The sequence below is a fragment of the Achromobacter sp. D10 genome, assembly GCF_035282245.1.
GTDB classification, from domain to species: Bacteria; Pseudomonadota; Gammaproteobacteria; order Burkholderiales; family Burkholderiaceae_B; genus Achromobacter; species Achromobacter insolitus.
On the sequence record NZ_JAYJLE010000007.1, the window covers coordinates 160,066 to 186,146 of the forward strand.

At 65.7% G+C, this 26,081-nt stretch carries 24 protein-coding genes; 20 read left to right on the plus strand and 4 right to left on the minus strand.

The window, feature by feature from the left end:
* Window positions 1-43 precede the first annotated feature (43 nt).
* Both VCS63_RS19985 and VCS63_RS19990 read left to right on the plus strand, forming a co-directional pair.
* Entirely contained in the window at window positions 44-931 is an 888-nt protein-coding gene (locus tag VCS63_RS19985; RefSeq protein WP_042794375.1) for an ABC transporter permease, read from the plus strand.
* 190 nt (window positions 932-1,121) lie between these two features.
* Window positions 1,122-1,916 (plus strand): ABC transporter ATP-binding protein, encoded by a 795-nt coding sequence (locus VCS63_RS19990; protein WP_042794374.1) that lies wholly within the window; start codon window positions 1,122-1,124, stop codon window positions 1,914-1,916.
* Window positions 1,917-1,961: 45 nt separating this feature from the next.
* On the opposite strand, the gene VCS63_RS19995 is transcribed toward VCS63_RS19990, so the two are convergent.
* From VCS63_RS19995 to VCS63_RS20005, 3 genes are all read right to left on the minus strand, one after another.
* Window positions 1,962-3,206, minus strand: coding sequence for an FAD-dependent oxidoreductase (locus tag VCS63_RS19995; RefSeq protein WP_323880821.1), 1,245 nt, complete (start codon window positions 3,204-3,206; stop codon window positions 1,962-1,964).
* Between the two features lie 84 nt (window positions 3,207-3,290).
* Window positions 3,291-4,928 (minus strand): NAD(P)-binding protein, encoded by a 1,638-nt coding sequence (locus VCS63_RS20000; RefSeq protein WP_323880823.1) that lies wholly within the window; start codon window positions 4,926-4,928, stop codon window positions 3,291-3,293.
* Window positions 4,928-6,439: a polyamine aminopropyltransferase gene (locus VCS63_RS20005; RefSeq protein ID WP_323880825.1), complete on the minus strand. Its 1,512-nt coding sequence runs from the start codon at window positions 6,437-6,439 to the stop codon at window positions 4,928-4,930. Before VCS63_RS20005 ends, VCS63_RS20000 begins: the two co-directional genes overlap by 1 nt.
* Window positions 6,440-6,528: 89 nt before the next feature.
* Between VCS63_RS20005 and VCS63_RS20010 the strand changes: the two genes are divergently transcribed.
* From VCS63_RS20010 to VCS63_RS20045, 8 genes are all read left to right on the plus strand, one after another.
* On the plus strand, window positions 6,529-6,915 hold the full coding sequence (locus VCS63_RS20010) for a DUF350 domain-containing protein (RefSeq protein ID WP_042794370.1): 387 nt from the start codon (window positions 6,529-6,531) through the stop codon (window positions 6,913-6,915).
* Window positions 6,916-6,957: 42 nt separating this feature from the next.
* Window positions 6,958-7,992: an SPFH domain-containing protein gene (locus VCS63_RS20015; protein WP_063959747.1), complete on the plus strand. Its 1,035-nt coding sequence runs from the start codon at window positions 6,958-6,960 to the stop codon at window positions 7,990-7,992.
* 6 nt (window positions 7,993-7,998) lie between these two features.
* Window positions 7,999-9,468, plus strand: a complete 1,470-nt coding sequence (locus VCS63_RS20020; protein ID WP_323880826.1) for a DUF4178 domain-containing protein — start codon at window positions 7,999-8,001, stop codon at window positions 9,466-9,468.
* A gap of 4 nt (window positions 9,469-9,472) precedes the next feature.
* Window positions 9,473-9,637, plus strand: a complete 165-nt coding sequence (locus tag VCS63_RS20025) for a hypothetical protein (RefSeq protein ID WP_164794001.1) — start codon at window positions 9,473-9,475, stop codon at window positions 9,635-9,637.
* Window positions 9,634-9,984, plus strand: coding sequence for an adenosylmethionine decarboxylase (gene speD / locus VCS63_RS20030; RefSeq protein ID WP_149064203.1), 351 nt, complete (start codon window positions 9,634-9,636; stop codon window positions 9,982-9,984). The genes VCS63_RS20025 and speD overlap by 4 nt, the downstream gene beginning before the upstream one ends.
* A gap of 116 nt (window positions 9,985-10,100) precedes the next feature.
* Window positions 10,101-10,859, plus strand: a complete 759-nt coding sequence (gene modA, locus VCS63_RS20035; RefSeq protein WP_301882813.1) for a molybdate ABC transporter substrate-binding protein — start codon at window positions 10,101-10,103, stop codon at window positions 10,857-10,859.
* Between the two features lie 23 nt (window positions 10,860-10,882).
* Window positions 10,883-11,569, plus strand: coding sequence for a molybdate ABC transporter permease subunit (gene modB / locus VCS63_RS20040; protein ID WP_063641199.1), 687 nt, complete (start codon window positions 10,883-10,885; stop codon window positions 11,567-11,569).
* On the plus strand, window positions 11,566-12,252 hold the full coding sequence (locus VCS63_RS20045) for an ATP-binding cassette domain-containing protein (protein WP_323880829.1): 687 nt from the start codon (window positions 11,566-11,568) through the stop codon (window positions 12,250-12,252). Before modB ends, VCS63_RS20045 begins: the two co-directional genes overlap by 4 nt.
* Before the next feature lie 16 nt (window positions 12,253-12,268).
* On the opposite strand, the gene VCS63_RS20050 is transcribed toward VCS63_RS20045, so the two are convergent.
* On the minus strand, window positions 12,269-13,063 hold the full coding sequence (locus VCS63_RS20050; protein ID WP_104653654.1) for a TOBE domain-containing protein: 795 nt from the start codon (window positions 13,061-13,063) through the stop codon (window positions 12,269-12,271).
* A gap of 166 nt (window positions 13,064-13,229) precedes the next feature.
* On the opposite strand from VCS63_RS20050, the gene VCS63_RS20055 reads away from it, so the two are divergent.
* The 10 genes from VCS63_RS20055 to uvrC all read left to right on the plus strand — a co-directional run bounded on the left by VCS63_RS20055 (window position 13,230) and on the right by uvrC (window position 25,982).
* Entirely contained in the window at window positions 13,230-13,823 is a 594-nt protein-coding gene (locus tag VCS63_RS20055; RefSeq protein ID WP_063641202.1) for a DUF4136 domain-containing protein, read from the plus strand.
* Between the two features lie 33 nt (window positions 13,824-13,856).
* On the plus strand, window positions 13,857-15,050 hold the full coding sequence (locus VCS63_RS20060; protein ID WP_063641203.1) for a patatin-like phospholipase family protein: 1,194 nt from the start codon (window positions 13,857-13,859) through the stop codon (window positions 15,048-15,050).
* Window positions 15,051-15,245: 195 nt separating this feature from the next.
* Entirely contained in the window at window positions 15,246-15,611 is a 366-nt protein-coding gene (locus tag VCS63_RS20065; protein WP_175199385.1) for a helix-turn-helix domain-containing protein, read from the plus strand.
* A 200-nt stretch (window positions 15,612-15,811) separates the two neighbouring features.
* Window positions 15,812-17,077, plus strand: a complete 1,266-nt coding sequence (locus VCS63_RS20070) for an efflux RND transporter periplasmic adaptor subunit (protein ID WP_042794361.1) — start codon at window positions 15,812-15,814, stop codon at window positions 17,075-17,077.
* A 62-nt stretch (window positions 17,078-17,139) separates the two neighbouring features.
* Window positions 17,140-20,373, plus strand: a complete 3,234-nt coding sequence (locus tag VCS63_RS20075; RefSeq protein WP_063959744.1) for a multidrug efflux RND transporter permease subunit — start codon at window positions 17,140-17,142, stop codon at window positions 20,371-20,373.
* Window positions 20,370-21,857, plus strand: a complete 1,488-nt coding sequence (locus tag VCS63_RS20080) for an efflux transporter outer membrane subunit (RefSeq protein WP_042794360.1) — start codon at window positions 20,370-20,372, stop codon at window positions 21,855-21,857. Before VCS63_RS20075 ends, VCS63_RS20080 begins: the two co-directional genes overlap by 4 nt.
* Window positions 21,854-22,594, plus strand: coding sequence for a pyridoxine 5'-phosphate synthase (pdxJ, locus tag VCS63_RS20085; RefSeq protein ID WP_042794359.1), 741 nt, complete (start codon window positions 21,854-21,856; stop codon window positions 22,592-22,594). The genes VCS63_RS20080 and pdxJ overlap by 4 nt, the downstream gene beginning before the upstream one ends.
* A 48-nt stretch (window positions 22,595-22,642) precedes the next feature.
* A complete protein-coding gene (acpS, locus tag VCS63_RS20090; RefSeq protein WP_042794358.1) occupies window positions 22,643-23,074 on the plus strand; it encodes a holo-ACP synthase in 432 nt (143 codons plus the stop codon).
* A gap of 60 nt (window positions 23,075-23,134) precedes the next feature.
* Entirely contained in the window at window positions 23,135-24,193 is a 1,059-nt protein-coding gene (nagZ, locus tag VCS63_RS20095) for a beta-N-acetylhexosaminidase (protein ID WP_063641206.1), read from the plus strand.
* Window positions 24,156-25,982 carry an excinuclease ABC subunit UvrC gene (gene uvrC, locus VCS63_RS20100; RefSeq protein WP_323880832.1) on the plus strand — a complete coding sequence of 609 codons (1,827 nt, stop codon included), beginning with the start codon at window positions 24,156-24,158 and terminating at the stop codon, window positions 25,980-25,982. The genes nagZ and uvrC overlap by 38 nt, the downstream gene beginning before the upstream one ends.
* The last annotated feature ends 99 nt before the right edge of the window (window positions 25,983-26,081 follow it).

A 26,081-nucleotide genomic window follows, 5' to 3' on the forward strand; every position in this document is an offset into this window, starting at 1 on the left:
AACTCTTTAATATGCTCGTTTCTTACCTGATTGGATTTGACCCATGTCATTGTTCTCGTTGTTAGGCGCGTTGGAGATCGGCCTGATCTTCAGCCTGGTGGCTCTGGGCGTGTACATCTCGTTCCGCCTGCTGCGCTTCCCGGACCTGACCGTTGACGGCAGCTTTCCGTTGGGCGGTGCGGTCTGTGCCACGCTGATCGCTTCGGGCACCGATCCCTTCCTGGCCACGGTCATTGCCACGTTCGCCGGCGCGCTCGCCGGACTGGTCACCGGCTGGCTGAACGTCAAGCTGAAGATCATGGACCTGCTGGCCAGTATCCTGATGATGATCGCGCTGTATTCGGTCAACCTGCGCATCATGGGCAAGCCCAACGTCCCGCTTATCACCGAGCCCACCGTATTCACCATCCTGCAGCCGGAATGGCTGTCGGACTATGTCGCCCGTCCGCTGATCCTGGTCGTGATCGTGCTGCTGGCCAAGCTGGCGCTGGACTGGTTCTTTGCCACGCAGACGGGTTTGGCCGTGCGTGCCACCGGGTCCAATGGCCGCATGGCTCGCGCGCAGGGCGTCAATACCGGCCGCATGATCCTGGGCGGCATGGCCCTGTCCAATGCCCTGGTCGGCCTGGCGGGCGCGCTGTTCGCCCAGACCCAGGGCGGCTCGGACATTTCCATGGGCATCGGCACCATTGTGATCGGTCTGGCGGCCGTGATCGTCGGCGAAAGCATCCTGCCGTCGCGCAAGCTGGTGCTGGCCACCCTGGCAGTCATCATTGGCGCCATCGTCTACCGCTTCTTCATCGCCCTGGCGTTGAACAGCGATTTCATCGGCCTGAAGGCGCAAGACCTGAATCTCGTCACCGCGGTGCTGGTTACGTTTGCCCTGGTCATTCCCATGCTCAAGCGCCGTCTCTTCGGCAAGAAAAAATGAGGCCGACCCCCGAAGCGCCTGCCGCGCTTTCCCCTCAGGCGGGCCCCCCTATGGCGGGCCCCCCTCAGGCGGGCCCCCCTCAAGGTGGCGCCGTGCGCGGACCGGCAAAGCCGGCTTCGCGGCGGCCCCGATCGGGCTGCATGGAGTTCATGCAGCCTGTGTGCTGCGATTGTGCAATGGAGTGCTGAATATGTTGTCCGCAAAAGACCTCAAGATTACGTTCAACGCGGGTACGCCCATCGAGACCCGCGCCCTGCGCGGCTTGTCCCTGGAGATCCCTTCGGGCCAGTTCGTGACCGTCATCGGCTCCAACGGCGCGGGCAAGTCCACGTTCCTGAACGCGGTGTCCGGCGACCTGCCTGTCGATTCCGGCCGCATCGACATCAATGGCGTGGACGTCACGCGCCAGCCGGTGTGGGCGCGCGCGGGCCGTGTGGCGCGCGTGTTCCAGGACCCCATGGCCGGCACCTGCGAAGACCTCACCATCGAAGAGAACATGGCGCTGGCGCAGATGCGCGGCGCGCGCCGCGGTTACAGCCGCGCGGTAAAGGCGTCGATGCGCGATGGCTTTCGCGAACGCCTGGCCACGCTGGGACTCGGGCTGGAGAATCGTCTCACCGACCGTATCGGCCTGTTGTCGGGCGGCCAGCGCCAGGCGGTCAGCCTGCTGATGGCGGCCTTGCAGCCTTCGCGCATCCTGCTGCTGGACGAGCACACCGCGGCGCTGGACCCGCGCACGGCGGACTTCGTGCTGCAGCTGACCGCGCGCATCGTCGCCGAAAGCCAGCTGACCACGATGATGGTGACGCACAGCATGCGGCAGGCGTTGGATGTGGGCGATCGCACCGTGATGCTGCACCAGGGGCAGGTGGTGCTGGACGTGTCCGGCGATGAACGCCGCGGCATGGACGTGCCGGACCTGCTCGCGATGTTCGAACGCGTGCGCGGCGAGAAACTCTCGGACGACGCTTTGCTGCTGGGCTGAACGGCGGCAACGGGCGGCGGGCGCCGGGTTCGGCCGCCCGCCGCGTCAAAGGTAGCGGCCGGGGCGGAACGCCTCGTGCCGCGCAGCCGCGCCGTCGCACATGAGTTCACCCAGCACCCTTGCCGTGCCGGGCGCGGTGCTGAACCCGATATGCTGATGGCCCAACGCCAGCCACAGGCCAGGGTGGCGCGGCGCCTCGCCTATCATCGGGCGGCTGTCGGGCAGCGTGGGACGCCGTCCCAGCCACGCCTCGGGATCCAGCCGCCGATCCAAGGGGAACGCCTCGCGGGCGCGCGCTTCGGCCAACTCCAGCTGCAACGGACGGGCGGGCGCCTCGCAAGCGTCCAGCTCTACGCCAGTGGTCAGGCGCAGTCCTCGCGCCATGGGAGACAGCACGTAGCCGCCGCCGGTGTCATAGACCGGGCGCGTCAGGCTGGCGCCTTCCACGCCGCTGTAATGCATGTGATATCCGCGTTCGAAGGCCATGGGCAGGTCGATGCCTGTTGTTTTCAGCAAGGCTTTCGACCACGAGCCCAGCGCCACCACCAGCCTGTCCGCTTCCAACGATTCGGATGCTTGCGTGCCCTGCACGATCCAGCGTTGGCCGTCACGGCGGATGCCGCTTGCGGTCATGCGCTTGAACGCGCCGCCCGAGCGGCGGAACAGGGCAGCGTAGGCGGCGACGACTTCGTGGGGATCGTCGACGGAGTACGAGCCCTGGATCCACAGGGCGCGGTGGAAGATCGGCGCGAGGGCGGGTTCGAGTTCCGCCAGCTCCGCCGGGGCAAGCACCCGGGTCGGCACCTGGTACTGGGCAAAGGTCTGGCGGGACAGTTCGCCGCTGTTCCAGCCTTGTTCGGAGCGGTAGAGGAATATCCAGCCTGTATCGCGCAGCCGGTGCGCGGCGCCGGCGGCATCCAACAGCCGCAGATGCTCGGGCGCGGACAGCCGGATCAGTCCGTCCAACGCCTCCACGGTCTGCCTGAACACCGAGGGCCGGGCGCTGAGCAGGAAGCGCGCTGCCCAGCCGAGGTTGCGCGCCAGGTAGTTCAGCTTGTAGCGGAACTGCACGGTGTCGTTCTTCAGCAGCCGGGGCAACTGGGCCCACAGGCCCGGATGGTTGAACGGCATCAGCGAACTGCGGGCTATCACGCCCGCGTTGCCGAACGAAGTTTCCAGGCCTGGATCCTGCCGGTCGACCAGCGTGACCGACATGCCTCTGCGTTGCAGTTCCAGCGCGCAGCAAACGCCCACGATGCCCGCGCCAAGGACAATGACTTGATTTCCCATGTGTTTTTATCTGAGTCCGGTCTGGATGAGCCGTGATGCCGGCTGGCTCGCCGGATTGTATTGCAGGGCTGCCGGGCGCGGATCTCAGGCCGGCGGCTTCTGGCCCAGTATCCGGCCTGCCGCGACCACGCCCCACCACGAGGCTTCCTCGAACACGGAGTAACCGGAGAGGTCGGCGTGCGCGAACAGCACCGGGCCGTCCACGTCGCGCAGGGCCGTCAAGCCGGGATTGGACAGATAGCCGCGTAGTGGCGACGCCATGGCGTGGCCGCGCACCGTGATTTCCAGCTGGCGCGCGTGGCGCCAGAATTCCTCGCCATAGGCGGCGACCAGGTCGGATGCGGCCTCGGTCCGCAACTCCTGCGGACTGGCGCGCGCAAGCCACTCGCGCGCAGCCTGGGGCGTCTGTCCGCTGAGCGCATGGTAGGCCGTGAAGACGCTGCGCGGGGAGCGCGCCACGCGCAGCAACTGATGGGTGGAGACGACATAGCCCAGCGCCTTTCCCTGGTAGACCACGTTGTCCCAGGACAGCGGTTCTCCCGGCGCTTCGGCGGGGTAGCCGTCCATCACGAAGTTCGACACCATCCAGGGCGCGTGCGGCGGCGCGTGCACCGCCGGATCGTAGCCATAGCCGCGGATGTCGGGCAGGATGCGCTGGGCGACGAACAGGGGCATCGCGCACACGGCGCGGCGCGCCTGCACCGTATAGGCGGCGGGTTCGGCGGATAGGGCCACGCAGGTGACCAGCGGTCCGGCCGGCGTCTCCTGCAAACGCACTACGGTGCCGGGGGCCAGCCAGTTGGCATGTCCGAGCTTGCTCGTGATGGCCTCGCGCATGCGCTGCAGCAGCGTGGACAGGCCGCCTGGCCAGGTCAGCACGGCGCCTTCGCCTGCGTTGGCGGCGTGGCCGTCGCGGCTGGCGAAGTAGTGCAGGCCGGCCCAGGCCGAGACCACGTCGTACTGCGCGCCATAGTCGTCGCGGCAGCAGTAGTTCAAGTACCAGTGCAGGGCGGGCGAGGTATAGCCCTCGCGTTCCAGCCATTGCTTGAACGTGATGGCATCCAGTGCGCGCCAGGCCGGGTCCCGCGACGAAAGCGTGAGCGGAATGCAGAAGACCTTGCGGCCGTCACTGCCGGTCTGCGTGTGCAGGCGCCCGACCAACGCAAGAAACTTGCGGTGCTGGGCCAGGTCTTCTTCGGGCAGTCCGCTCATCGGCAGCAGGTTTTCCTCCCATTGCCCGCCGCGCAGCAGGCGTTCCTGGGGGGAGTGCGCCAGCGCGGACTCGTCGTAGTAAGGACGGGCCTCGTTTGCGCCGCGCTCGATGATGCCGAAGTCGGCCAGCATTTCACGCACATGCGTGGACGCCAGCGAAGGCAACGGCAGATAGTGCGCGCCCAGGGGATAGTCCAGGCCGTCGCGTTGACCCGCGGCGGCATTGCCTGCGAGTTCCGGGCCCTGGACCACCAGAAAGTCCGTATGGCCTTCGCGCGCCAGTTTCCAGGCGCAGGACAGGCCGGCAACGCCCGAGCCCAGTATCACGACCTCATGCTTGTAGGCGGCCGAGGGCTGCGGCCAGGACGCGCCGTCGCGCAGGGCGTGGCCTGCCTGCATGCCGGGGTAATGGACTTCCGGCGTGGTCTCGACGATGCGTGACCGGTAGTATCCGGCGGTGCCGGCGACCGCGGCCGTGGCCGCGCCCAAGAGGAAGCTGCGGCGCCGCATCAACGGATGACCTTGCGCCAGTCCTCATCGAAATAGCGCACGAGCGATTGCTCGTTCAAGCGGTTCGGAGGCATTGCCAGCGCGGGCATGTCGGCCGGGAAATGGAACAGTTCGCGCGTGGTGACTGGATCCAGGTATCGCGTGGGCACGGTGATCCTGGCAGGCAGTTCATAGTCGCGGCGCTTGCCGGCCAGGATGAAGCCCCAGTCGCCGAACGAAGGCACGTACGTGTGGTACGGCCAGGTATTCAGGCCGGCTTCTTTGAGCGTGGCGTCCACGCTCCAGAATGAGCGCGGCGCAAAATAAGGCGAGGTGGATTGCACCACCATGTAGCCGTTTTCGGCCAGGTGGCGCGCCATCAGGTGATAGACCGGCACGGAGTAAAGGCGGCCCAGGCCGAAGTTGGATGGATCGGGAAAGTCCACCACGATGTAGTCATAGACCTCGGCATGGGTCTCCAGCCAGCGTCCGGCGTCGTCGTTGACGACCTTGACCCGCGGATCCTTCAGGGATCCCTGGTTCAGCGCGACCAAGGGGTCGGAGCGCGAGAACAGCCCCGTCATGGCGGGGTCCAGATCCACCAGCGTGACATGCTCGATATTCTTGTATTTGAGGATTTCGCGCACGGCCAGGCCGTCGCCGCCGCCCAACACCAGCACGTTGCGCGCCGACGGCAGGGCTTGCAGGCCCGGATGCACCAGGGCTTCGTGATAACGGTGTTCGTCGCGTGACGAGAACTGCAGGTTCCCGTTGATGTACAGGCGCAGATCATCGTGCCAGCGCGTGACCACCAGGCGTTGGTACTGTGTGGTTTCCGCATGCACGACGTCATCACCGTACAGGCCTTTTTCGGCCCACGCCGTCATGCTTCCCGAGTAGATGAAGCCCATCCCCAGCAGCCCGATTACCACGCTGGCGCGCACGGCTTTTTCGCCGGGCCGGCTGACCTCGGCGCGGAACAGCCAGGTCGTCCATAGCGCGACGCTGGCGTTGAGGATGCCGAACAGGAAGCTGGTGCGCAGCAGCCCGAGCTTGGGCGCAAGCAGCAGGGGAAACACGAGCGACACGGCCAGCGCGCCCAGGTAGTCGAAGGTCAGCACGCGGCTGACGATTTCACGGAACTCGGTCTTGCGCTGATTGAATACCCGCATCACCAGCGGGATCTCCATGCCGACCATCAGGCCGATGATGAAGACCCCGACATACAGGGCGGCGCGAAACGGAGCCGACAACCACGCGAACACCAGGAACAACACCGCCGCGGAGACGCCGCCCAGCAAGGCGACCAAGAGCTCGACGTCGATGAACCGATTCAAAACGTCTTCGTCTCTTACATATTTTGACAACCACGAGCCTATGCCCATGGCGAACAGATAGCAGCCGATGACGGAAGAGAACTGCAGTATCGAATCCCCCAGCAAATAGCTGGCCAGCGCGCTGCTGATGAGCTCATAGCCCAAACCGCAGGAGGCAACGATCAATACCGAAAGGATGAGAACGCGGTCGCGCATGAGGTGTCCGACACGAAAAATGCGTTCGCAGTATATCGAACGCGCCGTATATACTGCGCGCAATTGGGAGGCTGGCAATGGGAGAATCAATGCATCCGGCGGTGACCTATCTGATCTATATCGCCTCGGCGCTCGTCATGCTGGGGATCTTCACCTTGGTCTATACCGCGGTCACGCGCTACAAGGAATTCGAGCTGATCCGCGAAGGCAACATCGCCGCCGTGCTGTCCTATGGCGGCGCCCTGGTGGGCTTCAGCTTTACCCTGTGTTCCAGTATTGCCATACACGCCAGCTACGCCATGTTCCTGCTGTGGGGCCTGGCCGCCATGGTGGTCCAGATCGTCGTGTACGTGGGCGTGTCCCAGGCCGTGCGCGGCATGAACGAGGCCATCGAAGAAAACAACATCGCCATGGGCGGACTGATCGGCTCGATTTCGATCGCCGCCGGCATTGTCAACGCGGCCTGCCTGACCTGACCCCGGCGGCGCGCCGAACCCGATCTGACAGGAGGACTTCTCATGAGTCTCGGTTCATTCATCCGCAAGCAGTTCATCGACATCCTGCAATGGAACGAGGACCGCGACGGCGTGCTCGCCTGGCGCCATCCCATGCAGGATTTTGAAATCCAGTACGGCGCCAGCCTGACCGTGCGTGAATCGCAGATGGCGGTGTTCGTCAACGAAGGCAAGGTGGCCGATGTGTTCGGCCCCGGCATGTACAAGCTGACCACGCAGACGCTGCCGATCCTGACCTATCTGAAGAACTGGGACAAGCTCTTCGAGTCCCCCTTCAAGTCGGACGTCATCTTCTTCAGCACGCGCCTGCAGCTGGGCCGGCGCTGGGGCACGGCTCAGCCGGTAACGCTGCGCGACAGCGAATTCGGCATGGTGCGCCTGCGCGCCTTTGGCGTGTATTCCTATCAAATCTCCGATCCCGCCAAGTTTTACCGCGAGGTCAGCGGCACGCGCGACGAATACACCGTCGACGACCTGGAGGCGCAACTGCGCAACATGGTGGTCGCCGCGATGACGACGGCGTTGGGCGGCTCCAAGGTGCCGTTCCTGGACATGGCCGGCAATCAGGGGCTGATGTCGCAGAGCATCGCCGAGCAACTGGCGCCGGTATTCGACCGCTATGGCGTCAAGCTGGACAACTTCACGGTCGAGAACGTTTCCCTGCCCGAAGAGCTGCAGAAGGCGCTGGACACGCGTATCTCGATGGGCATGGCGGGCGACCTGGGCAAGTTCACCCAGTACCAGACCGCCACCGCGATACCGATGGCGGCGCAGAACGAGGGCGGCATCGCCGGCATCGGCGCGGGCCTGGCGGCCGGCGCGGCGCTGGGCCAGACCATGGCCGCGGGTTTGGCCGGCGCGCAAGGGCAGGCACAGCCCCAGGGCGCGCAACAGCCCGCGCAAGCGGCCCCCGCCGCCGCGGGCGGCGATCCCGTGCAGCGGCTGCAGCAGCTCAAGGACCTGCTGGACAAGGGCCTGATCACGGCCGCGGACTACGATTCGGCCAAGGCCGAAGTGCTGAAGAAACTCACCAGCTAAGGCTCCATGCAGCAGGTTCTGTGTCCGCAGTGCGGCGCCCCAGTCAAGTTCACGTCCGCGGCATCCGTCATGGCGGTCTGCGGCGCCTGCCGCAGCACCTTGCTGAAGGACGCCGAGTCGGTCAAGCGCATCGGCGAGGCCGCCGAAGTCCTGGAAGACTATTCGCCCCTCTGCCTGGGCGCGGCCGGTACCCATGACGGCAAGCGGTTCGACGTGATCGGCCGCATCCAGCTGCGTTACGAAGACGGTTTCTGGAACGAGTGGTACCTGTGGTTCGAGGATGGGTCCGACGGCTGGCTGTCCGATGCGTCGGGCCAGTACGCCGTGACCCGGCGGCGCAAGGTCAAGTCCACGCAGGGCATGCCGGCGTTCGACGATATTGCGCCCGGGGATGACCTGAAGCTGGACGGGCAGCGCTTCACGGCGGCCGACGTGCGGGCCTGCCAGGCGGGCGGCGCCCAGGGCGAGCTGCCGTTCGTGCCGGGTGATGGCTGGCTGGCCAAGGTGGCGGATTACCGCAGCCTGGATGCCTTCCTGACACTGGACTTCTCCGACGGGCCCGAGCCCGAGCTGTACATCGGCAAGGCGTTCGACCTGACCGCCATGCAGGCCGCCTCGCTGCGGACCAACGAGCAGGTCGAAGAGACCGCCGGTCGTTTCCGCGGCCAGATCAAGGCGCTGGACTGCCCGAACTGCGGCGGGCCCATCAGCTTCGTGGCCGCCATGGCCACGCAGGTGGTCTGCCCTTCGTGCTCCGCCACGGTCGACTGCTCGGGGCCCACGGCCGAAGTCATCGAGAAGGCGCGCAAGGTCAAGTCCATCAAGACCACGCTGTCGCTGGGCGCGGTGGCCAAGATCGACGGGGCATCCTACACGCTCATCGGCCTGATGAAATGTGCCGATCCGGATCCCGAGGAGCCGTCGGACTGGATCGAATACCTGTTGTTCAACCCTGCGAAGGGCTTCATCTGGCTGGTGGAAACGGACGAGGGTTGGGAGCGTGTGCAGGTATGCGATACCTGGCCCAGCCATAACAATGCCAGCAGCGTGCGCTGGCGTTCCAAGCTCTACCAGAAACTGTATGACTACACCTCGCGCGTGGAGCTGGCGCTGGGCGCCTTCAACTGGCGCGTCAAGGTGGGCGACAGCACCAAGATCACGGATTACAAGGCCGGCAATCTCAAGCTGACCCGCGAACTGAGCGAGTCCGAATTGGGCTGGTCGGCTGCCGGACCCGTGGCGCCGGCGCAGCTGGCCGAATGGTTCGGTGATCCCGAACTCGCCAAACAGAAGGCCATGCCGCGCAGCGCCCAGAGCGGCGGGTATCGCAAGTTCGCCTGGACGGCCATGATCGTGCTGGCCTTCCTGAACATCGACACCATATTCAGCGGAGGCTTCGTCCCGATCCTGATCGGCCTGGCGTTCCTCTGGATTCCGGCGGCGCTGGCGGACAAACTATCCAGCAAGGACGAATAACAAGATGGGCAAGCTCCTGTACACCGTCTACGCCATCGTGGTGGTGATCTTCGCGACCGGGTTCAGTACGCCGGGCGCTCGCATGTCCAGCGGCGGCGGCTCCAGCAGCAGTTGGGGCAGCAGCTCGTCCGGCGGTTCCGGCTGGTCTTCGGGCGGATCGCACAAGTGACTTTGCATGCCACTCCCGGCCGTCATGTGCTGGCCGATTTCCGTGGCGTGCCGCCGGATCTCCTGACCGATGCCCAAGCGCTGGAACGCGACCTGATCGCCGCGGCGGAGGCGGCGGGAGCCCGCGTGCTGAGCGCGCACTTCCATCATTTCGGCGACGGCGCGGGCGTGACGGGCGTAGTCCTGCTCAGCGAATCCCACATCAGCATCCATACCTGGCCCGAGCACCGGTTCGCGGCGCTCGACATCTTCATGTGCGGGTCGGCCCGGCCCGAACTGGCGCTGGAACACCTGCGTGCGCGCCTGGCGCCCGAAACGGTACGCGAGACCACGGTAGCGCGCGGCTGAGGCCGGCGTCCGCCCCTTCTTGATTTTGCTCAACGCCCCTCGGGAGCAAAATTGACGAGCGTTATATACCTAGATATATTTCGTCACCGACTTAGCGATTTCCCTGGGAGAAAATCATGTTCCGCAAACGTCCGATCGTGGCGCTGTCGTTGGCGCTGACCGCCACGTGGGGCGCCAATGCCTGCGCCGGCGACCTGGTCGTGTCGGCCGCCGCCAGCCTGACCAATGCATTCAAGGAAGTCGCTCAGGGCTACGAAAAAGAGCACGCCGGCACTAAAGTCATCCTGAATTTCGGCGCATCCGACGTGCTGTTGCAGCAGATCGTCAAGGGCGCGCCGGCCGACGTGTTCGCCTCGGCAGACCAGAAGGCCATGGACAAGGCGATCGAGGAAAAGGCCGTCAAGCCGGCCTCGCGCGTGGACTTCGCCGCCAATCAGGTAGTGTTGATCGTCCCGGCCGACAGCAAGGCCAACATCACCACGCTGAAGGACCTGACCCGCGACGACGTCAAGCGTGTCGCCTATGGCAACCCGGCATCGGTGCCGGTGGGCCGCTATACGCAGGGCGCGCTGGAAGCCGCCGGCCTGTGGAGCGCAGTGCAGGCCAAGAGCGTGCTGGCCCAGAACGTGCGCCAGAGCCTGGACTACGTGGCTCGCGGCGAGGTCGACGCGGGCTTCGTGTTCGCGACCGATGCAGCCGTCATGGCGGACAAGGTCAAGATCGCGGTGCGCGTGCCATCGCAGACCCCGGTGACCTATCCCATCGCCGTCACGACTCGCGAGGCCGCCGCCAAGGAAGCGGAAAGTTTCGTTGCCTATGTGCTGTCCCCCGCGGGGCAGGCGATACTGTCGCGCTACGGCTTCCAGAAGCCCTGATACCTGTTGAATCGTAGGCATTGATGAGTGATCCGGTTTGGGTCCCGCTGCTGCTCTCCCTCAAAGTGGCAGGCTGGGCAACGCTGTTGGCAACCGTGGCCGGCACGGCCGCGGCCTATGGCCTGTCGCGCTGGCGCTGGCCGGGGCGGGACCTGCTGGACGCGCTGCTCACCTTGCCGCTGGTGCTGCCGCCCACAGTGCTCGGCTACTACCTGCTGGTGCTGCTGGGACGCCGCGGCATTATTGGCGAGACCCTGGCGGGCTGGGGCATCGAATTGGTCTTCACCTGGCAAGGGGCGGTGATCGCGGCTTCCGTGGTGGCTTTTCCCCTGGTGTTCAAATCGGCGCGCGCCGCTTTCGAGAACGTCGATAGCCAACTGGAGAACGCGGCGCGCGTGCTGGGCGTATGCGAAGCAGGGGTGTTCTTTCGCGTTACCTTGCCGCTGGCCGCCCGCGGCATCGCGGCGGGCGTGTTGCTGGCATTCGCGCGCGCGCTGGGCGAATTCGGCGCCACGCTGATGATTGCCGGCAATCTGCCGGGGCGCACACAGACGCTGTCCGTCGCCATCTACGAGGCAGTGCAGGCGGGCGACGATGCCACGGCCAATATGCTGGTGATGGTGACTTCGGTGACCTGCGTGGTGGTCTTGCTGCTGGCCGGCAAACTGGTGCCTGTGAGTAGCGGCCGCCGCAACGGGAGCGCCCTATGAGCGTCAGCCTTCAGGTGCGCAAACAGATGGTGTCGGGCGACCGCCGTTTTACGCTGGACGTTGCGTTCGATTCGTCGGCCAAGCGCATTGCGTTGTTCGGTCCTTCCGGGGCGGGCAAGAGCCTGACGCTGCGGGCCGTGGCGGGCCTGTTGCGTCCGGATGCGGGCCGCATCGAAATCAATGGCCGCGTGCTGTTCGATTCGGATGCCAGCGTCGACCTGCCCGCGCAGTCGCGCCGCGTCGCCTATCTGTTCCAGGACTATGCGCTGTTTCCCCACCTGACCGTCGCGCAGAACATCGCCTTCGGGCTGCGGCGGGGCTGGCGCAATCCGCCGAGGCGCGAAGTCGGGCCGGAGGCGCAGCGCTGGGTCGATGCGTTCGAGCTGGGTTCTATCGTGGGCAGCTACCCCAGTGAAATCTCGGGCGGACAGAAGCAGCGGGTGGCGTTGGCGCGAGCGCTGATGCTGCGCCCGGACATCCTGCTGCTCGATGAACCCTTTTCCGCGCTGGATTCGCAGTTGCGGGGGAAGATGCGATTGGAACTGGACGCCTTGCAGCGTCAGCTGGACGTGCCGATGCTATTGATCACGCACGACCCGGCTGACGTCGATGCGCTGGCCGATGAAGTGTTCGAGGTGCGCGAGGGCAGGGTGCGGCGCCACGACGACGACGTGGGCGTTTGAGGGCCCGGTCTAGGCCTCAGTCCAGCACGCCCAGAATCACGCTCGATGCCTTGAAGATCGCCACGGCGTCGGCGCCTGCGTCCAGCCCCAGGTCCTGCGCGCTTTCGTTGGTGACGATGGCTGCCAGCGTCACGCCGCCTTCCAGGCCGATCAGGATTTCGCTGTTGATGGCGCCCGGGCGCAATGCGGTGATCTTGCCCGGTAGTTGGTTGCGGGCCGACAGGCGCAGGCCGGGGCCGGGCGCGCCCACGATGACGGACGAGGCCTTGACCAGCGCGATCGCCTCTTTGCCCACGGCCAATCCCAATTCCTGGGTGCTTTCGCGGGTAATGGTGGCCGTGATGGTCTGGCCGCCCGCGATGCGCAGGACGATCTCGTCATTGACGGCGCCGGCGCGAATCTGGATGACGGTGCCCAACAGTTTGTTGCGCGCGCTGGTCTTGAGCATGAAACGCCTCATGAGGTCGATATCGCCACTGGCGTTCACGCCAGCGCGGGTCAGGTTTTCCATGAACTTGCGGTGTTCGGCCTCCAGGGCGCGGAAGGTGGCGATGAGGCCGCGCGCACGGTCCGTCAGGCGTGTGCCGCCGCCGCCCTTGCCGCCGGCGGCCCGGATCACCAGCGGTTCTCCTGCCAGGTTGTTCATGGCGTCGATGGCATCCCAGGCGCCCTTGTAGCTCATGCCCACCGCGCGCGCGGCAGCCGTGATCGACCCCGTGGCGTCGATCTGCGCCAGCAGGTCTATACGGTTTTTTCCGCCCCAGGTCTGGGCGCCGGAGCGAAACCAAATCGAGCCATCGAGTTCCAGCATCTGTGTCGTGCCCGTGCTCGGGCCAAGGTATGGGACAACCTGAAAGTGTAATGGACGGAGGGTTGCGCTGGCGGTCGGCAATTCGTGCGATGAGAATGAGATTCTGTTGAAATTTTGCGGGCTTCGCGGCACTATGTGTACGCCTCGGGCTCACGGAGAAAACGACATGAAAGCGTTCAAATTGCTGGCTGCGGGTTCCATGACGGCTCTGCTGGCGGCCTGCGCCTCCGGCCCCACGGTCAAGAGCGACTACGACCACCAAGCAAATTTCGCGCAGTACCGGACGTTCGGCTATATGTCGCCGCTGGGCACGGACAGGGCTGGCTACAGCACGCTGTTGACCGAGCGCCTCAAGGACGCCACGCGCGGCCAGATGGAAATGCGCGGCTATACCTATAGCGCGGCCAATCCCGACCTGCTGGTCAACTTCAGCGCCAAGCTGCAGCAGAAGGTGCAGGTCACGCCTGCCGCGCCACCCATGGGCCCGTATTACGGCTATCGCGCGGGCTTTTATGGCGGTTGGCCCGGTTACGGCTGGGGCGATGACGTCTACCAATATACTGAGGGCACTTTGAACATCGACCTCGTCGACGCGCGCCGCAGGCAACTGGTGTGGGAAGGCGTGGCGGTGGGCGAGGTCCAGCCCGACGCGTCCGCCTCGGCCGAAAACACGGACAAGGTGGTTGCGCAGATTTTCTCGAAGTATCCGTTCCGCGCGGGTGTGGCCGCGCCGCAATTGCCGGATAAAAGCAAACCGTAGGGCAGCCTGCCAGCCCTGCCTGGAGGATGCTGCATGAGCACTCGTCGCAAGGCCCCAACCCAAGATACCGGCGACACGCCGCCCTATGAAGTCGTTGCCCTGGTGCTGCAGGGCGGGGGAGCGCTGGGAGCCTACCAGGCCGGGGTGTACGAGGGGCTGCACGAGGCGGGCATCCGTCCCAACTGGATTTCCGGCATCTCGATCGGGTCGATCAACGCGGCGATCATCGCCGGCTCCCGCGAAGACGAGCGCGTGGAGCGCCTGCGCGGGTTCTGGGAACGCATCTGCCGACCAGCCGGCTTCGCCTCGGTGCCCTGGGGCGAAACGCTGAGCCCCATGTTCGAAGGCTTGCCGTTCGGCTTCGGCTCACCCGTCATGAATGGGCGGCTGTCGGCGTTCCAGGCCTTGTTCTCGGGGCAACCGGGTTTTTTCAAACCGCGTTTTCCTCCGCCTTACCTCGTGCATGGCAAGGGCGCCGCATCCACCAGCTTCTATGACACCACGCCGCTGGCCGCGACCTTGCGGGAGTTCGTGGATTTCGACCTGCTCAACAGCGGAACAGTGCGCGCCAGTTTCGGCGTGGTGAACGTGCGGACCGGCAACTTCGCCTATTTCGATAGCCTGAAGGACACCCTGGCCCCCGAGCACATCATGGCCTCAGGGGCCTTGCCGCCCGGCTTTCCCTCCGTCGAGATCGACGGCGAGCACTACTGGGACGGCGGCGTGGTATCCAACACGCCGCTGGCCCAGGTGCTCACCACCGACAACATGCGGGATACGCTGGCGTTCCAGGTCGACCTGTGGCCGGCGCGCGGCGGCTTGCCCACCACGCTGGAGGAAGTGGCCGAGCGCCAGAAGGACATCCAGTATTCCAGCCGGACCCGACTGGTCACCGATCAGTTGAGGCGCGTGCTCAAGCTGCGGCATGGCTTGCAGCGCCTGCTGGAGAAGCTGCCGGAAGCCGAGCGCAACGCGGCCGAATTCGCGGAAATCCGCAAGCTGTCCCATACGCCGGCCACCAACATCATCAACCTCATCTACGAATCCAAGCACCGGGAGCGTTACTCCAAGGACTACGAATTCGGCACCGAGGCCATGCGTGAGCACTGGGAGTCCGGCCTGGCCGACATCCGCGCCACGTTGGCCAAGCCGGGCATCCTCGCTCGTCCTACGCAGGACAGCTGCTTCGTCACCCACGATATCCACCGCAACGGCAAACGCACCTGAATCGCCGGACGCTGGTCGCTCATGACCCGTACAGATCGGTACGGGTCAGGCAAGGGATCGGATCGGTCTGATAGGTGCGTGCGGATGCCGCCGCAGGCGAGCTCCCGCCGGTAGTCTCCCAGGACAACCTGCAACCTTGTTCCGGGAGCGGCCCGCCGTGCTGCGCGGCGCGGACCGTCCCGGCGGAGACCCATCGTGAAAGCCCCCGCTCGCCATGTTCCGTCCGCGTCCGTCCGCGCGGCCAATTCCTCTTTTCCCACGGACGGTTGGTGGACGCTGCTCTACCAGGGCTGGACCCTGCTGACGCCGCATGGCGCCCGCATCGGACTGAGTGCCCTGGAGCGCGCCTGCCTGTTGAGCCTTGCTGCCAATCCCGGCAGGGAATTGCGGCGTGAAGAGTTCATCGCCGTGCGCCGGCGCACCACGATGCGCACGCTGAACGTGGCCATTTGCCGCCTGCGGGGCAAGGTCCTGCGGGCCGGCGCAAGGCTGCCGCTACACACGGTGCATGGCATGGGTTATGTGTTCCTGGGTAACCTCATGGAGCTTTCCGATACCTGATTTGTTGTACGAAAGCCCCCCGTACGCGGCCTTTGAAGCACTAAAAATCAGTGATTTCCCCAATAACTGAGTTACATTACTGGGCTAATTACGTGCCTTGATGACGCATGCTTCTTGTTTTTGATCGTGGCCAGAAGCCGCGGTTAAATACTGCGGTTACTTGACGCGATTACGGTTTACTACGCTACGCGGGGGTTTCAATGCGGTTTTCGCCTAAACGTATTTCTGGGCTGGCTTTTTCCGGTGGAGTCCTCGCGCTGATATTGGCGGGTTGCGGTGAAAAGCCGCAGATGAACCCTGGCATGCCGCAGGTCAGCGTCATTACGATCCAGCCGCAGCGCGCGCCGATCGTATCCGAACTGCCTGGCCGCGTGGACGCCGTGCGGGATGCGCAGATCCGCTCGCGGGTCACCGGCATCGTGCAGAAGATTGCCTTCGAGCAGGGCGGAGACGTCAAGGAAAACCAGCTGCTCTTCAAGATCGATCCGGCGCCGTACAAGGCCGCGTACGATCAGGCGGCAGCGCAGCTGAAGCAGGCGCAGGCCAATCTGTTCAGCGCCAAGCTGCTGGCCGACCGCTACGCGCCGCTGGTCAAGGCCAATGCCGTCAGCAAGCAGGAATATGACAATGCGGTGGCGTCGTACCGCCAGGCGGACGCCGCCGTCGCCGCCGCCAAGGCGGCCCAGGACAATGCCGCGATCAACCTCGGCTATACCGACGTGACCTCGCCCATCACGGGCCGCATCGGCAAGCCGCTGGTCACCGAGGGCGCGCTGGTCGAGGCCACCTCGGCCACGCAGATGGCCACGGTGCAGCAGCTGGATCCGATCTACGTCGACTTCACCCAATCCACCGCGGAACTTGCGTCCCTGCGCCGCGCTTTCGCCAGCGGCCAATTGCAGCAGGTCGGCAAGGACACCGCGCGCGCCACCATCGTGCTGGAAGACGGCTCCGAATACGGTCAGCCGGGCAAGCTGCTGTTCACCGGCATCACGGTGGACCCGAGCACCGGCCAGGTGAATCTGCGCGCCGAGGTCCCCAACCCCGACGGCATCCTGCTGCCCGGCATGTACGTGCGCGTGCGCCTGGAGCAAGGCGTGGATGACAAGGCGCTGATGGTGCCGCAGCAGGCGCTGCAGCGCACCGCGGACGGCCTGCAAAGCCTGATGCTGGTCAAGGACAACAAGATCGAGCAGATCCCGGTCACCACGGGTGGCGCCCTCCAGAGCAATTGGATCGTCACCAGCGGTTTGAAGGCCGGCGACGTGGTCGTGGTGGAAGGGTTCCAGAAAGTCCGCCCCGGCGCTCCGGTTCAAGCCAGCGAATGGAAGAAGAACGGCGCAGCCGCGCCGGGCGGCCAGGCTCCTGCGCAACCCGGCGCCAAGCCGGCGGAATCCGCCCCGCAGCCTGGCGCCAAGCCGGCCGAGCCCGCGCAGCAGGACAAGGCCGCAGGCCAGAAATCTTAAGCGGCACGCGGCGCAAGCGCCGCGTTCCTCTTTGGTGAGCATCGCTTTCAGAGTCAGCCCACATGCCGCAATTTTTTATTGATAGACCGATTTTCGCTTGGGTAGTCGCCCTGTTCATCCTGCTGGCCGGGGTGTTGGCGATCCCGAACATGCCAATCTCGCAGTACCCGGACGTGGCGCCGCCAGCGATCACGATCACGGCGACTTACCCGGGGGCGTCGGCCAATGAAGTGGCCGAGCAGGTCACCAGTATCATCGAAGACCAGCTCAACGGCGCCAAGGGCCTGATCTACTACGAGTCGGTCAGCGATTCCTACGGCACCTCGACCATCACCGCGACCTTCGCGCCCGGGACCAACCCGGACCTTGCGCAGGTGGACGTCCAGAACCGCGTGTCCAACGTGGTTGCGCAGTTGCCCACCGCCGTGCAGCAGCAGGGCCTGCAATACGAGCAGACCAGTACCGGCTTCCTGATGGTGGCGGCGGTCTCGTCGACCGACGGCTCGCTGGACCAGACCGCGCTGGCGGACTACATTACGCGCAACATCAAGAACCCGGTATCGCGCGTGCCTGGCGTGGGCCAGTTCCAGTTGTTCGCGGCGCCGCGCGCCATGCGCGTTTGGGTCGATCCCGCCAAGCTGGTGGGTTTCAACCTGAGCATGTCGCAGGTCAACCAGGCCATCGCGCAGCAGAACGTCGTGATCTCCGGCGGCAGCATCGGTGCGCCGCCCAACCCCGAGTCGCAGCGCATCACGGCCACGGTCACGGCCAACGGCCAATTGAGCACGGTCGAGGGCTTTGGCGGCATCGTGCTGCGCGCCAATACCGACGGCTCCAAGGTGCTGCTGCGCGACGTCGCGCGCATCGAGGTCGGTGCTGACAACTACCAGTTCGGCGCTCGCCTGAACGGCAAGCCGACGGCGGCGTTCGCCATCGTGCTGTCGCCTAACGCCAACGCGCTGGCCACCGCGCAGGGCGTGCGCCAGCAGATGCAGGAATTGTCCAAGTACTTCCCGGGCAACATCACCTATTCCATCCCCTACGACACGGCGCCTTACGTGAAGGTGTCCATCGAGCAGGTGGTGCACACCCTGGCGGAAGCCATGGTGCTGGTGTTCCTGGTGATGTATCTGTTCCTGCAGAACGTACGCTATACCCTGATCCCGGCCCTGGTGGTGCCGGTGGCCATGCTGGGGGCGTTCGCCGTGATGCTGGCGCTCGGGTTCTCCATCAACGTGCTGACCATGTTCGCCATGGTGCTTGCCATCGGGATTCTGGTGGACGACGCCATTGTGGTGGTGGAGAACGTCGAGCGGATCATGTCCACGGAGGGCCTGCCACCCAAGGAGGCCACCAAGAAGGCCATGCCGCAGATCAGCGGCGCCATCATCGGTATTACGCTGGTGCTGGTGACGGTGTTCCTGCCCCTGGCCTTCATGAGCGGTTCGGTGGGCGTGATCTATCGCCAGTTCTCGATCGCGATGGCCGTGTCCATCTTCTTCTCCGCGCTGCTGGCGCTGACCTTCACGCCGGCGTTGTGCGCCACCATCCTCAAGCCGGTGCCCAAGGGTCACCACGAGGACAAGAAGGGCTTCTTCGGCTGGTTCAACCGCAAGTTCGACGCCACCACCCACAACTACCAGAATTGGGTGTCGCGCATCCTGCACAAGGGCGGCCGCATGATGCTGGCATTCCTGGTGCTGGTCCTGCTGCTGGGCTGGCTGTACCTGCGCCTGCCTTCGTCCTTCCTGCCCGAGGAAGACCAGGGCTACGTGGTCAGCAACATCGAACTGCCCACGGGCGCGACGGCCAACCGGACGGTCGAGGTCATCGAGCAGGTCGAGAAGTACTTTTCGGAGGTGCCGGCGGTCGAGAACGTCATCGCCGTGCAGGGCTACAGCTTCAACGGCAACGGCCTGAACGCCGCTATCGCCTTCGTCACGCTGAAGGACTTCAGCGAGCGCAAGGAGCGCAAGGATTCCGCGGGCGCGATCGCCTTCCGGGCCTTCGAGAAGCAGCTGATGGGCATCCATGACGCGCAGGTGTTCACCCTGGTGCCGCCCGCCATTTCGTCCCTGGGCAACGCCACCGGCTTCGACTTCCGCCTGCAGGACCGCGGCGCGGCGGGTTCCGCCGCCCTGGCTGCGGCGACGGGCGAGCTGATGGGCCTGGTCATGAAGAGCCCGGTGCTGTCGCAAGTGCGTATCACCGGCCTCGGACCGGGCGCGCAGTTGAGCCTGACCATCGACCGTGACAAGGCGGCCGCGCTGGGCGTGGATTTCAACGAGGCCGCCTCGCTGATTTCCACCGCGGTCGGTTCCGCTTACCTGAGCAAGTTCCCCAACCTGGGCCGGATGCAGAACATCTGGGTGCAGGCCGACGCGCCGTACCGCATGCAGCTCAATGACGTGCTGCAACTGAACGCGCGCAACAGCCAGGGCGGCATGGTGCCGCTGTCCACCTTCGTCAAGGCCGAATGGAAGCAGGGCCCGGTGCAGGTGGTGCGCTACAACAGCTATGAATCCATGCGCATCAGCGGCGACGCCGCGCCGGGATACACCACGGGCGAGGCGATGGCCGAGATGGAACGCCTGGTGGGCCAGCTGCCGCAGGGCTTCGGCTACGAGTGGAACGGCCTTTCCTACCAGGAACGCCAGGCGGGCAACCAGGCGCCGATCCTGATGGGCCTGTCGCTGCTGGTGGTGTTCCTGGTGCTGGCCGCCCTGTATGAAAGCTGGGCCATCCCGATTTCGGTGATGCTGGTGGTGCCGCTGGGCATGCTGGGCGCCGTGGCGCTGATCAGCGCGCTGGGCATGTCCAACGATGTGTACTTCCAGGTGGGCATGGTGACCGTGATCGGCCTGGCGGCCAAGAACGCCATTCTTATCGTGGAGTTCGCGAAGGACCAGTACGCCCGCGGCATGGGACTGTACGAGTCCGCGGTGGAGGCCGCGAGGCTGCGGTTCCGTCCGATCCTGATGACTTCGCTGGCGTTCATCCTGGGCGTGGTGCCCCTGGCCATGGCGACGGGGGCCGGCGCCGCCAGCCAGCGCGCCGTGGGCCTGGGCGTGCTGGGCGGCATGTTGGCCGCCACGCCGTTCGCGGTGATTTTCGTGCCGACCTTCTTCGTGGTGGTGCTGGGCCTGTTCAAGACCCGGCCGCGCCTGCTGGGCGCCGAGCTGCGCGCCTTCGAAGAAGAGCAGGCGGCCAAGAAGGCCGCGGCCGGACAGGCTGCGCCGGACGCTGCCGCGCAACATCCCGCACAACCCAACGGTGGCCAGGAGGGCAAGGAATGAAAGCCCTGAAGTTCAAACAGACCGCCTTGTCCGCTTTCGTGGCGGTGGCGTTGGCCGGCTGCTCGCTGGCGCCTGATTACAAGCGTCCCGACGCGCCAGTGGCGGGCGCGTGGCCCGACCAGCCCAAGGTGCAATACGGCGGCTACGCCAAGCCCACTTCGCTGGGCACCCAGCCGTCTACCTCGGTCATGCCGCAGGAAGGCACGCCCGCGGCCGACCTGGGCTGGCGCGAGTTCTTCCGCGATCCGCGCCTGCAAAGCCTGATCGAACTGGCGCTGGTGAACAACCGCGACCTGCGCGTGGCGGTGCAGCGCGTGGAAGAGGCCCGCGCCCAATACGGCATCCAGCGTGGCGCGCAATGGCCCAGCATCGGCGCCGGCATCCAGGGCCAGCGCCAGCACCTGCCTGCCAATATGCGGCAGCCCGGCGCAGGCTCCATCAGCAGCTCCTACCAGGCGGGCATCGGCCTGACCACCTTCGAGATCGATCTGTTCGGCCGCCTGCGCAGCCTTTCCGAGGCGGCGTACCAGCAGTACCTGTCCACCGAGCAGGCGCAAAAGAGCGTGCACATCACGCTGGTGGGCGCGGTCGCGCAGTCATATTTCAACCTGCGCGCCGCCGAGGTCCAGCTCGACCTGACGCAGCGCACCCTGGCGTCGCGCCAGGAATCCTATAACCTGGTCAAGCGTCGCTTCGATGGCGGCGTGGCCTCCGAACTGGACCTGAACCAGGCGAAGACGTTGCTGGACTCGGCCTCGTCCGATCTGGCGCAATTGGCCCGCGCCCAGGCGCAGGCCATGAACGCCCTGGTGCTGCTGGTCGGCACGCCGTTGCCGCCGGATCTGCCGGCGCCTGCCGTGTTCGGCCGCGACCAGTTGCTGGCTACGGTGCCTGCGGGCCTCCCGTCCGACCTGCTGGAGCGCCGTCCGGACATCATGGCCGCGGAAAACCAGCTGAAGTCCGCCAACGCCAATATTGGCGCGGCGCGCGCTGCGTTTTTCCCGACCATTTCGCTGACCGGCCTCTTGGGCGTGGCCAGCCCGTCATTGGGCGACCTGTTCAAGGGGGGTCAGGGCTACTGGAGCTTTTCGCCTTCCATCACCACGCCATTGTTTGCTGGCGGCAGCATCCGCGAAGGCCTGAACCTGGCCAAGGCGCGCGACAATATCGCCGTGGCGCAGTACGAACAGTCCATCCAGCAGGCGTTCCGCGAAGTGTCGGACGCGCTGGCGGGCGAAGCGACCTACGGGGCCCAGCTGGACGCCCAGCGTGCCCTGCAGGACGCTTCGGGACGCACGCTGGAACTGTCCAATTTGCGCTATACCAATGGTATCGACAGCTACCTGCAGGTGCAGACCGCGCAGGTGGACTTTTTCAATGCCCAGCTCGCCCTGGTCCAGACTGGCCTGGCCGCGCTGATCAACCGCGTGGAACTGTACAAGGCCCTGGGCGGCGGCTGGGAAGAAACAACGAAAGTGCAATGATAGAACTTGGTGTAAACATCGATCACGTTGCCACGCTGCGGCAACAACGCCACACGACCTATCCGGATCCGGTTGCCGCCGCGCTGCGCGCGGAGGACGCCGGCGCCGACCTCATCACGCTGCATCTGCGCGAAGACAGGCGCCACATCCAGGATAAGGACGTCTACGCCATGCGTCCGCAGTTGCGCACGCGCATGAACCTGGAGTGCGCGGTGACGGCCGAAATGCTGGAGATCGCCTGCGCGGTCAAGCCGAACGACGTCTGCCTGGTACCGGAAAAGCGCACCGAGCTCACGACCGAGGGCGGACTGGAGGTCGCGGGCGCCATGGGGCCGGTGTCGGATGCCGTCGGCCTGCTGGCCGAAGCCGGTATCCGCGTGTCGCTCTTCATCGATCCGGATCCGGTACAGATCGCGGCGGCGGCCAAGGCTGGTGCGCCGGTGATCGAATTGCACACGGGCGCCTATGCCGAGGCCGAAGGGGAGGCCGCCGAGGCCGAACTCCAGCGGCTGCGTCTCGCCGTGGCCGAAGGGTTGCGCCATGGCCTGCGCGTGAATGCGGGCCACGGCCTGCATTACGGCAACGTCAAGCCCGTCGCCGCGCTGGACGGCATTTCCGAACTCAACATCGGCCACGCCATCGTGGCTCAGGCGGTGTTCGACGGCTGGGAAAAGGCGGTGCGCGACATGAAGGCGCTGATGGTGCAGGCTCGCCTGCAGGCGCTGCGCGGCCTTTGAGCGCCGACCCGATGACCGCTTCTTGCCGCTGGCCGCGCGCTCATCTCCATGTCTGACGCCTCACGCCCCGCCGCGCCCGCGGGCGCCATTGCCGGCATCGGCATGGACCTGCTGCGTATCGACCGCATCGAACGCGCGCTGGCGCGCCATGGCGACCGTTTTGCGGAAAAGATCCTCGGCGCCGAGGAACTCCAGAAGTTCCACGCGCGCCGCGCCCGCGATCCGGTGCGCGGCCTGCGCTTCCTGGCCACGCGGTTCGCGGCCAAGGAGGCGTTTTCCAAGGCCATCGGCCTGGGCATGCGCATGCCCATGACCTGGCGTCGCGTGCAGACGCTGAACGCGCCTGGCGGGCGTCCCGTGCTGGTGATCGCGCCAGAATTGCTGCAATGGTATGAGCAGCGCTTCGGCGCGGCGCATGTTTCCATTACCGACGAATCCGACATGGCCGCCGCCTACGTGGTGGTCGAACGCAAGCCTTGAACGCGGACCTCCCGTGGTGCGCTGCCGGCTTGCAAGTCATAGACACAAGGACAGCCTGACATGGCCAAGAAAAAATCCAGGGCGGTCCTGCCGCCCGGCCCCGTGATGGTCGATGTGGCGGGATATACCCTGACCAAGGCGGAAAAGAAGCGTTTGCGCCACCCGCTGGTGGGCGGCGTGATTCTGTTTGCGCGCAATTTCGAAAGCCGCAAGCAACTGACCGAATTGACCCGCCAGATCCACAAGGCCCGCAAGGAGCCATTGCTGATCCTGGTGGACCATGAAGGCGGCCGCGTGCAGCGCTTCCGCGAGGATGGCTTCACGCCGCTGCCCGCCATGCGTGACCTGGGCGCGCTGTGGGACCGCGATCCGCTGCAGGCCATGCGTCTTGCGACCGAAGCGGGCTACGTGCTGGCCGCCGAGTTGCGCGCTTGCGGCGTGGACATGAGCTTTACGCCCGTGCTGGACCTGGACTACGGTGTCAGCAAGGTGATCGGCACGCGTGCCTTCCACCAGGATCCACGCGTGGTCACCATGCTGTCGCGCGCCCTGATCCAGGGCCTGCAGCTGGCGGGCATGTCTGCCTGCGGCAAACACTTTCCCGGCCATGGCTACGTCGAGGCTGACTCGCATCACGAGATTCCGGTTGATCCGCGCCCGCTGGAGCGTATCCTGAAGGACGACGCCGCGCCTTATGCCTGGCTGGGCGACGCGGTGCTGCCATCGGTGATGCCCGCGCACGTGATCTACCCCAAGGTCGACAAGCATCCGGCCGGCTTCTCCAGGCGCTGGGTCCAGGACATCCTGCGGACCCGCCTCGGCTACGACGGCGTGGTGTTCTCGGACGACCTGACCATGGAAGGCGCATCGGTGGCCGGCGACATCCTGGACCGGGCCAATGCCGCGCTGGGCGCCGGCTGCGATATGGTGCTGGTATGCAACCGCCCGGACCTGGCCGACGAGTTGCTGGAGCGCCTGGAATTCAAGCACGCGCCCGAGTCCGTGGCCCGCATCCGCCGCCTGATGCCGCGTTTTGCCGCGCCGGACTGGGACACCTTGCAGGCCGAAAGCCGTTATCAGAATGCCCGACGACTTCAATCTCAAATCGTTCCTGGCTGACCTGCCGCATCTGCCGGGCGTATACCGGCATCTGGATGCGGCCGGCGAGGTCATGTATGTCGGCAAGGCGCGCGACCTGAAGAAGCGCGTCTCGTCGTATTTCCAGAAGAACCTGGCCAGCCCCCGCATCGCCCAGATGGTGGCGAAGGTGGCGCGGCTGGAAGTGACGGTGACGCGTTCCGAAGCAGAAGCGCTGATCCTCGAAAACAACCTCATCAAGACGCTCAAGCCGCGCTACAACATCCTGTTTCGCGACGACAAGTCTTATCCTTACCTGCTGATCACCGGCCATGAGTGGCCGCGCATTGCGTATTACCGCGGCGCGACGAACAAGCGCGGCCAGTATTTCGGGCCGTTTCCCAACGCCTGGGCCGTGCGCGAGACCATCCAGATCCTGCAGAAGGTCTTCCGCCTGCGTACCTGCGAGGACTCCGTTTTCGCCAACCGTTCACGGCCCTGTCTGCTGCATCAGATCGGGCGATGTTCGGCACCCTGTGTCGGCGCGATCGACGCTGCCGGCTACGAGCGTGACGTCGAGCGCGCCGTGCGCTTCCTGAATGGCGAGGCCAAGGAAGTGATGGGCGAGATCGAAAGCCGGATGCAGCAGGCCGCCAGCGAACTGCGCTTCGAGGAGGCCGCGGCGTTGCGCGATCAGATGGGTTCGCTGGCGCGCGTGCTGCACCAGCAGACCATGGAGAACGTCAGCGGCGAAGACACCGACATCATCGCCGCGGCGATCGCGGGCGGCAAGGTGTGCGTCAACCTCGCGATGGTGCGTGGCGGCCGCCATCTGGGCGATAAGCCATTCTTTCCCGCGCATGCCGAAGGCGAGGCGGCGCCCCAGGTGCTGGAAGCCTTTGTCGCGCAGCATTACACGGACAACGCCATGCCGCCGGTGCTGGTCTGTTCGCATGCCTTGCCGGATCCCGACCTGATCGGGCTGCTGGTGGAGCAGGCCGGCGGACGCCCGTCGCGCGTATTGACCCGCCCTCAGGGCGCGCGCCGGGCCTGGCTGGAACAGGCGACCAAGAACGCCGAGATGGCCCTGGCCCGCGCCTTGACGGAGTCTGGCGCCCGCGCCGCGCGCACGCTGGCGCTGGCCGAGGCGCTGGATCTGGACACGGACGAGGCCGCGCTGGACGCGCTGCGCATCGAGTGTTTCGATATCAGTCACACGGCGGGCGAGGCCACGCAGGCATCCTGCGTGGTCTTCGAACACCACGACATGCAGCCATCGCTGTACCGGCGCTACAACATCGCTGGCATTACGCCGGGCGACGACTACGCCGCGATGCGCCAGGTGTTGAGCCGCCGTTTCGCCAAGGTCGCGGACGGCGAGGCGCCCATGCCTGGCCTGGTGCTGATCGACGGCGGCAAGGGCCAAGTCGAAGTTGCCCGCCAGGTGTTCGTGGAACTGGGCCTGGATATCCAGACGCTGGTGGGCGTAGCCAAGGGGGAAGGGCGCAAGGTCGGCCTGGAAACGCTGGTGTTCGCGGACGCCCGGCCGCCGGTGGCCCTGGGCGGGGAGTCCGCCGCGCTGATGCTGATCGCCCAGGTGCGCGACGAGGCGCACCGCTTCGCGATCACCGGCATGCGGGCGCGCCGCGCCAAGGCGCGCAATGTTTCGCGGCTGGAGGAAATCGAAGGTATCGGCGCCCGCCGCCGCCAGCGCCTGCTGGCCCGCTTCGGCGGCTTCTCCGGCGTGGCCTCGGCCAGCATCGAAGACCTGGCGTCGGTCGACGGCATCTCCCAAGACCTGGCGATCCGCATCTATGAAGCCCTGCGGTAGCCGCCATGCATAAATGCCGGCGGTTACTCACCCTCTGTTCGGTTACAGACGCAGCAACCGGCGTAGCGCCAGCCGGGCCGCGCGGATCCGGCTCCGCCG

Bases quoted from the DNA above. Each gene is read 5' to 3' on its own strand.
- VCS63_RS19995 (WP_323880821.1), bottom strand. From the start codon at position 3,206: ATGGGAAATCAAGTCATTGTCCTTGGCGCGGGCATCGTGGGCGTTTGC.
- VCS63_RS20080 (WP_042794360.1), top strand. From the start codon at position 20,370: ATGAAAGCCCTGAAGTTCAAACAGACCGCCTTGTCCGCTTTCGTGGCG.
- modB (WP_063641199.1), top strand. From the start codon at position 10,883: ATGAGTGATCCGGTTTGGGTCCCGCTGCTGCTCTCCCTCAAAGTGGCA.
- VCS63_RS20075 (WP_063959744.1), top strand. From the start codon at position 17,140: ATGCCGCAATTTTTTATTGATAGACCGATTTTCGCTTGGGTAGTCGCC.
- VCS63_RS19990 (WP_042794374.1), top strand. From the start codon at position 1,122: ATGTTGTCCGCAAAAGACCTCAAGATTACGTTCAACGCGGGTACGCCC.
- modA (WP_301882813.1), top strand. From the start codon at position 10,101: ATGTTCCGCAAACGTCCGATCGTGGCGCTGTCGTTGGCGCTGACCGCC.
- VCS63_RS20060 (WP_063641203.1), top strand. From the start codon at position 13,857: ATGAGCACTCGTCGCAAGGCCCCAACCCAAGATACCGGCGACACGCCG.
- VCS63_RS20015 (WP_063959747.1), top strand. From the start codon at position 6,958: ATGAGTCTCGGTTCATTCATCCGCAAGCAGTTCATCGACATCCTGCAA.
- VCS63_RS20010 (WP_042794370.1), top strand. From the start codon at position 6,529: ATGCATCCGGCGGTGACCTATCTGATCTATATCGCCTCGGCGCTCGTC.
- VCS63_RS20000 (WP_323880823.1), bottom strand. From the start codon at position 4,928: ATGCGGCGCCGCAGCTTCCTCTTGGGCGCGGCCACGGCCGCGGTCGCC.
- VCS63_RS20055 (WP_063641202.1), top strand. From the start codon at position 13,230: ATGAAAGCGTTCAAATTGCTGGCTGCGGGTTCCATGACGGCTCTGCTG.
- VCS63_RS20025 (WP_164794001.1), top strand. From the start codon at position 9,473: ATGGGCAAGCTCCTGTACACCGTCTACGCCATCGTGGTGGTGATCTTC.
- pdxJ (WP_042794359.1), top strand. From the start codon at position 21,854: ATGATAGAACTTGGTGTAAACATCGATCACGTTGCCACGCTGCGGCAA.
- VCS63_RS20050 (WP_104653654.1), bottom strand. From the start codon at position 13,063: ATGCTGGAACTCGATGGCTCGATTTGGTTTCGCTCCGGCGCCCAGACC.
- VCS63_RS19985 (WP_042794375.1), top strand. From the start codon at position 44: ATGTCATTGTTCTCGTTGTTAGGCGCGTTGGAGATCGGCCTGATCTTC.
- nagZ (WP_063641206.1), top strand. From the start codon at position 23,135: ATGGCCAAGAAAAAATCCAGGGCGGTCCTGCCGCCCGGCCCCGTGATG.
- uvrC (WP_323880832.1), top strand. From the start codon at position 24,156: ATGCCCGACGACTTCAATCTCAAATCGTTCCTGGCTGACCTGCCGCAT.
- acpS (WP_042794358.1), top strand. From the start codon at position 22,643: ATGTCTGACGCCTCACGCCCCGCCGCGCCCGCGGGCGCCATTGCCGGC.
- VCS63_RS20045 (WP_323880829.1), top strand. From the start codon at position 11,566: ATGAGCGTCAGCCTTCAGGTGCGCAAACAGATGGTGTCGGGCGACCGC.
- VCS63_RS20020 (WP_323880826.1), top strand. From the start codon at position 7,999: ATGCAGCAGGTTCTGTGTCCGCAGTGCGGCGCCCCAGTCAAGTTCACG.
- VCS63_RS20005 (WP_323880825.1), bottom strand. From the start codon at position 6,439: ATGCGCGACCGCGTTCTCATCCTTTCGGTATTGATCGTTGCCTCCTGC.
- VCS63_RS20070 (WP_042794361.1), top strand. From the start codon at position 15,812: ATGCGGTTTTCGCCTAAACGTATTTCTGGGCTGGCTTTTTCCGGTGGA.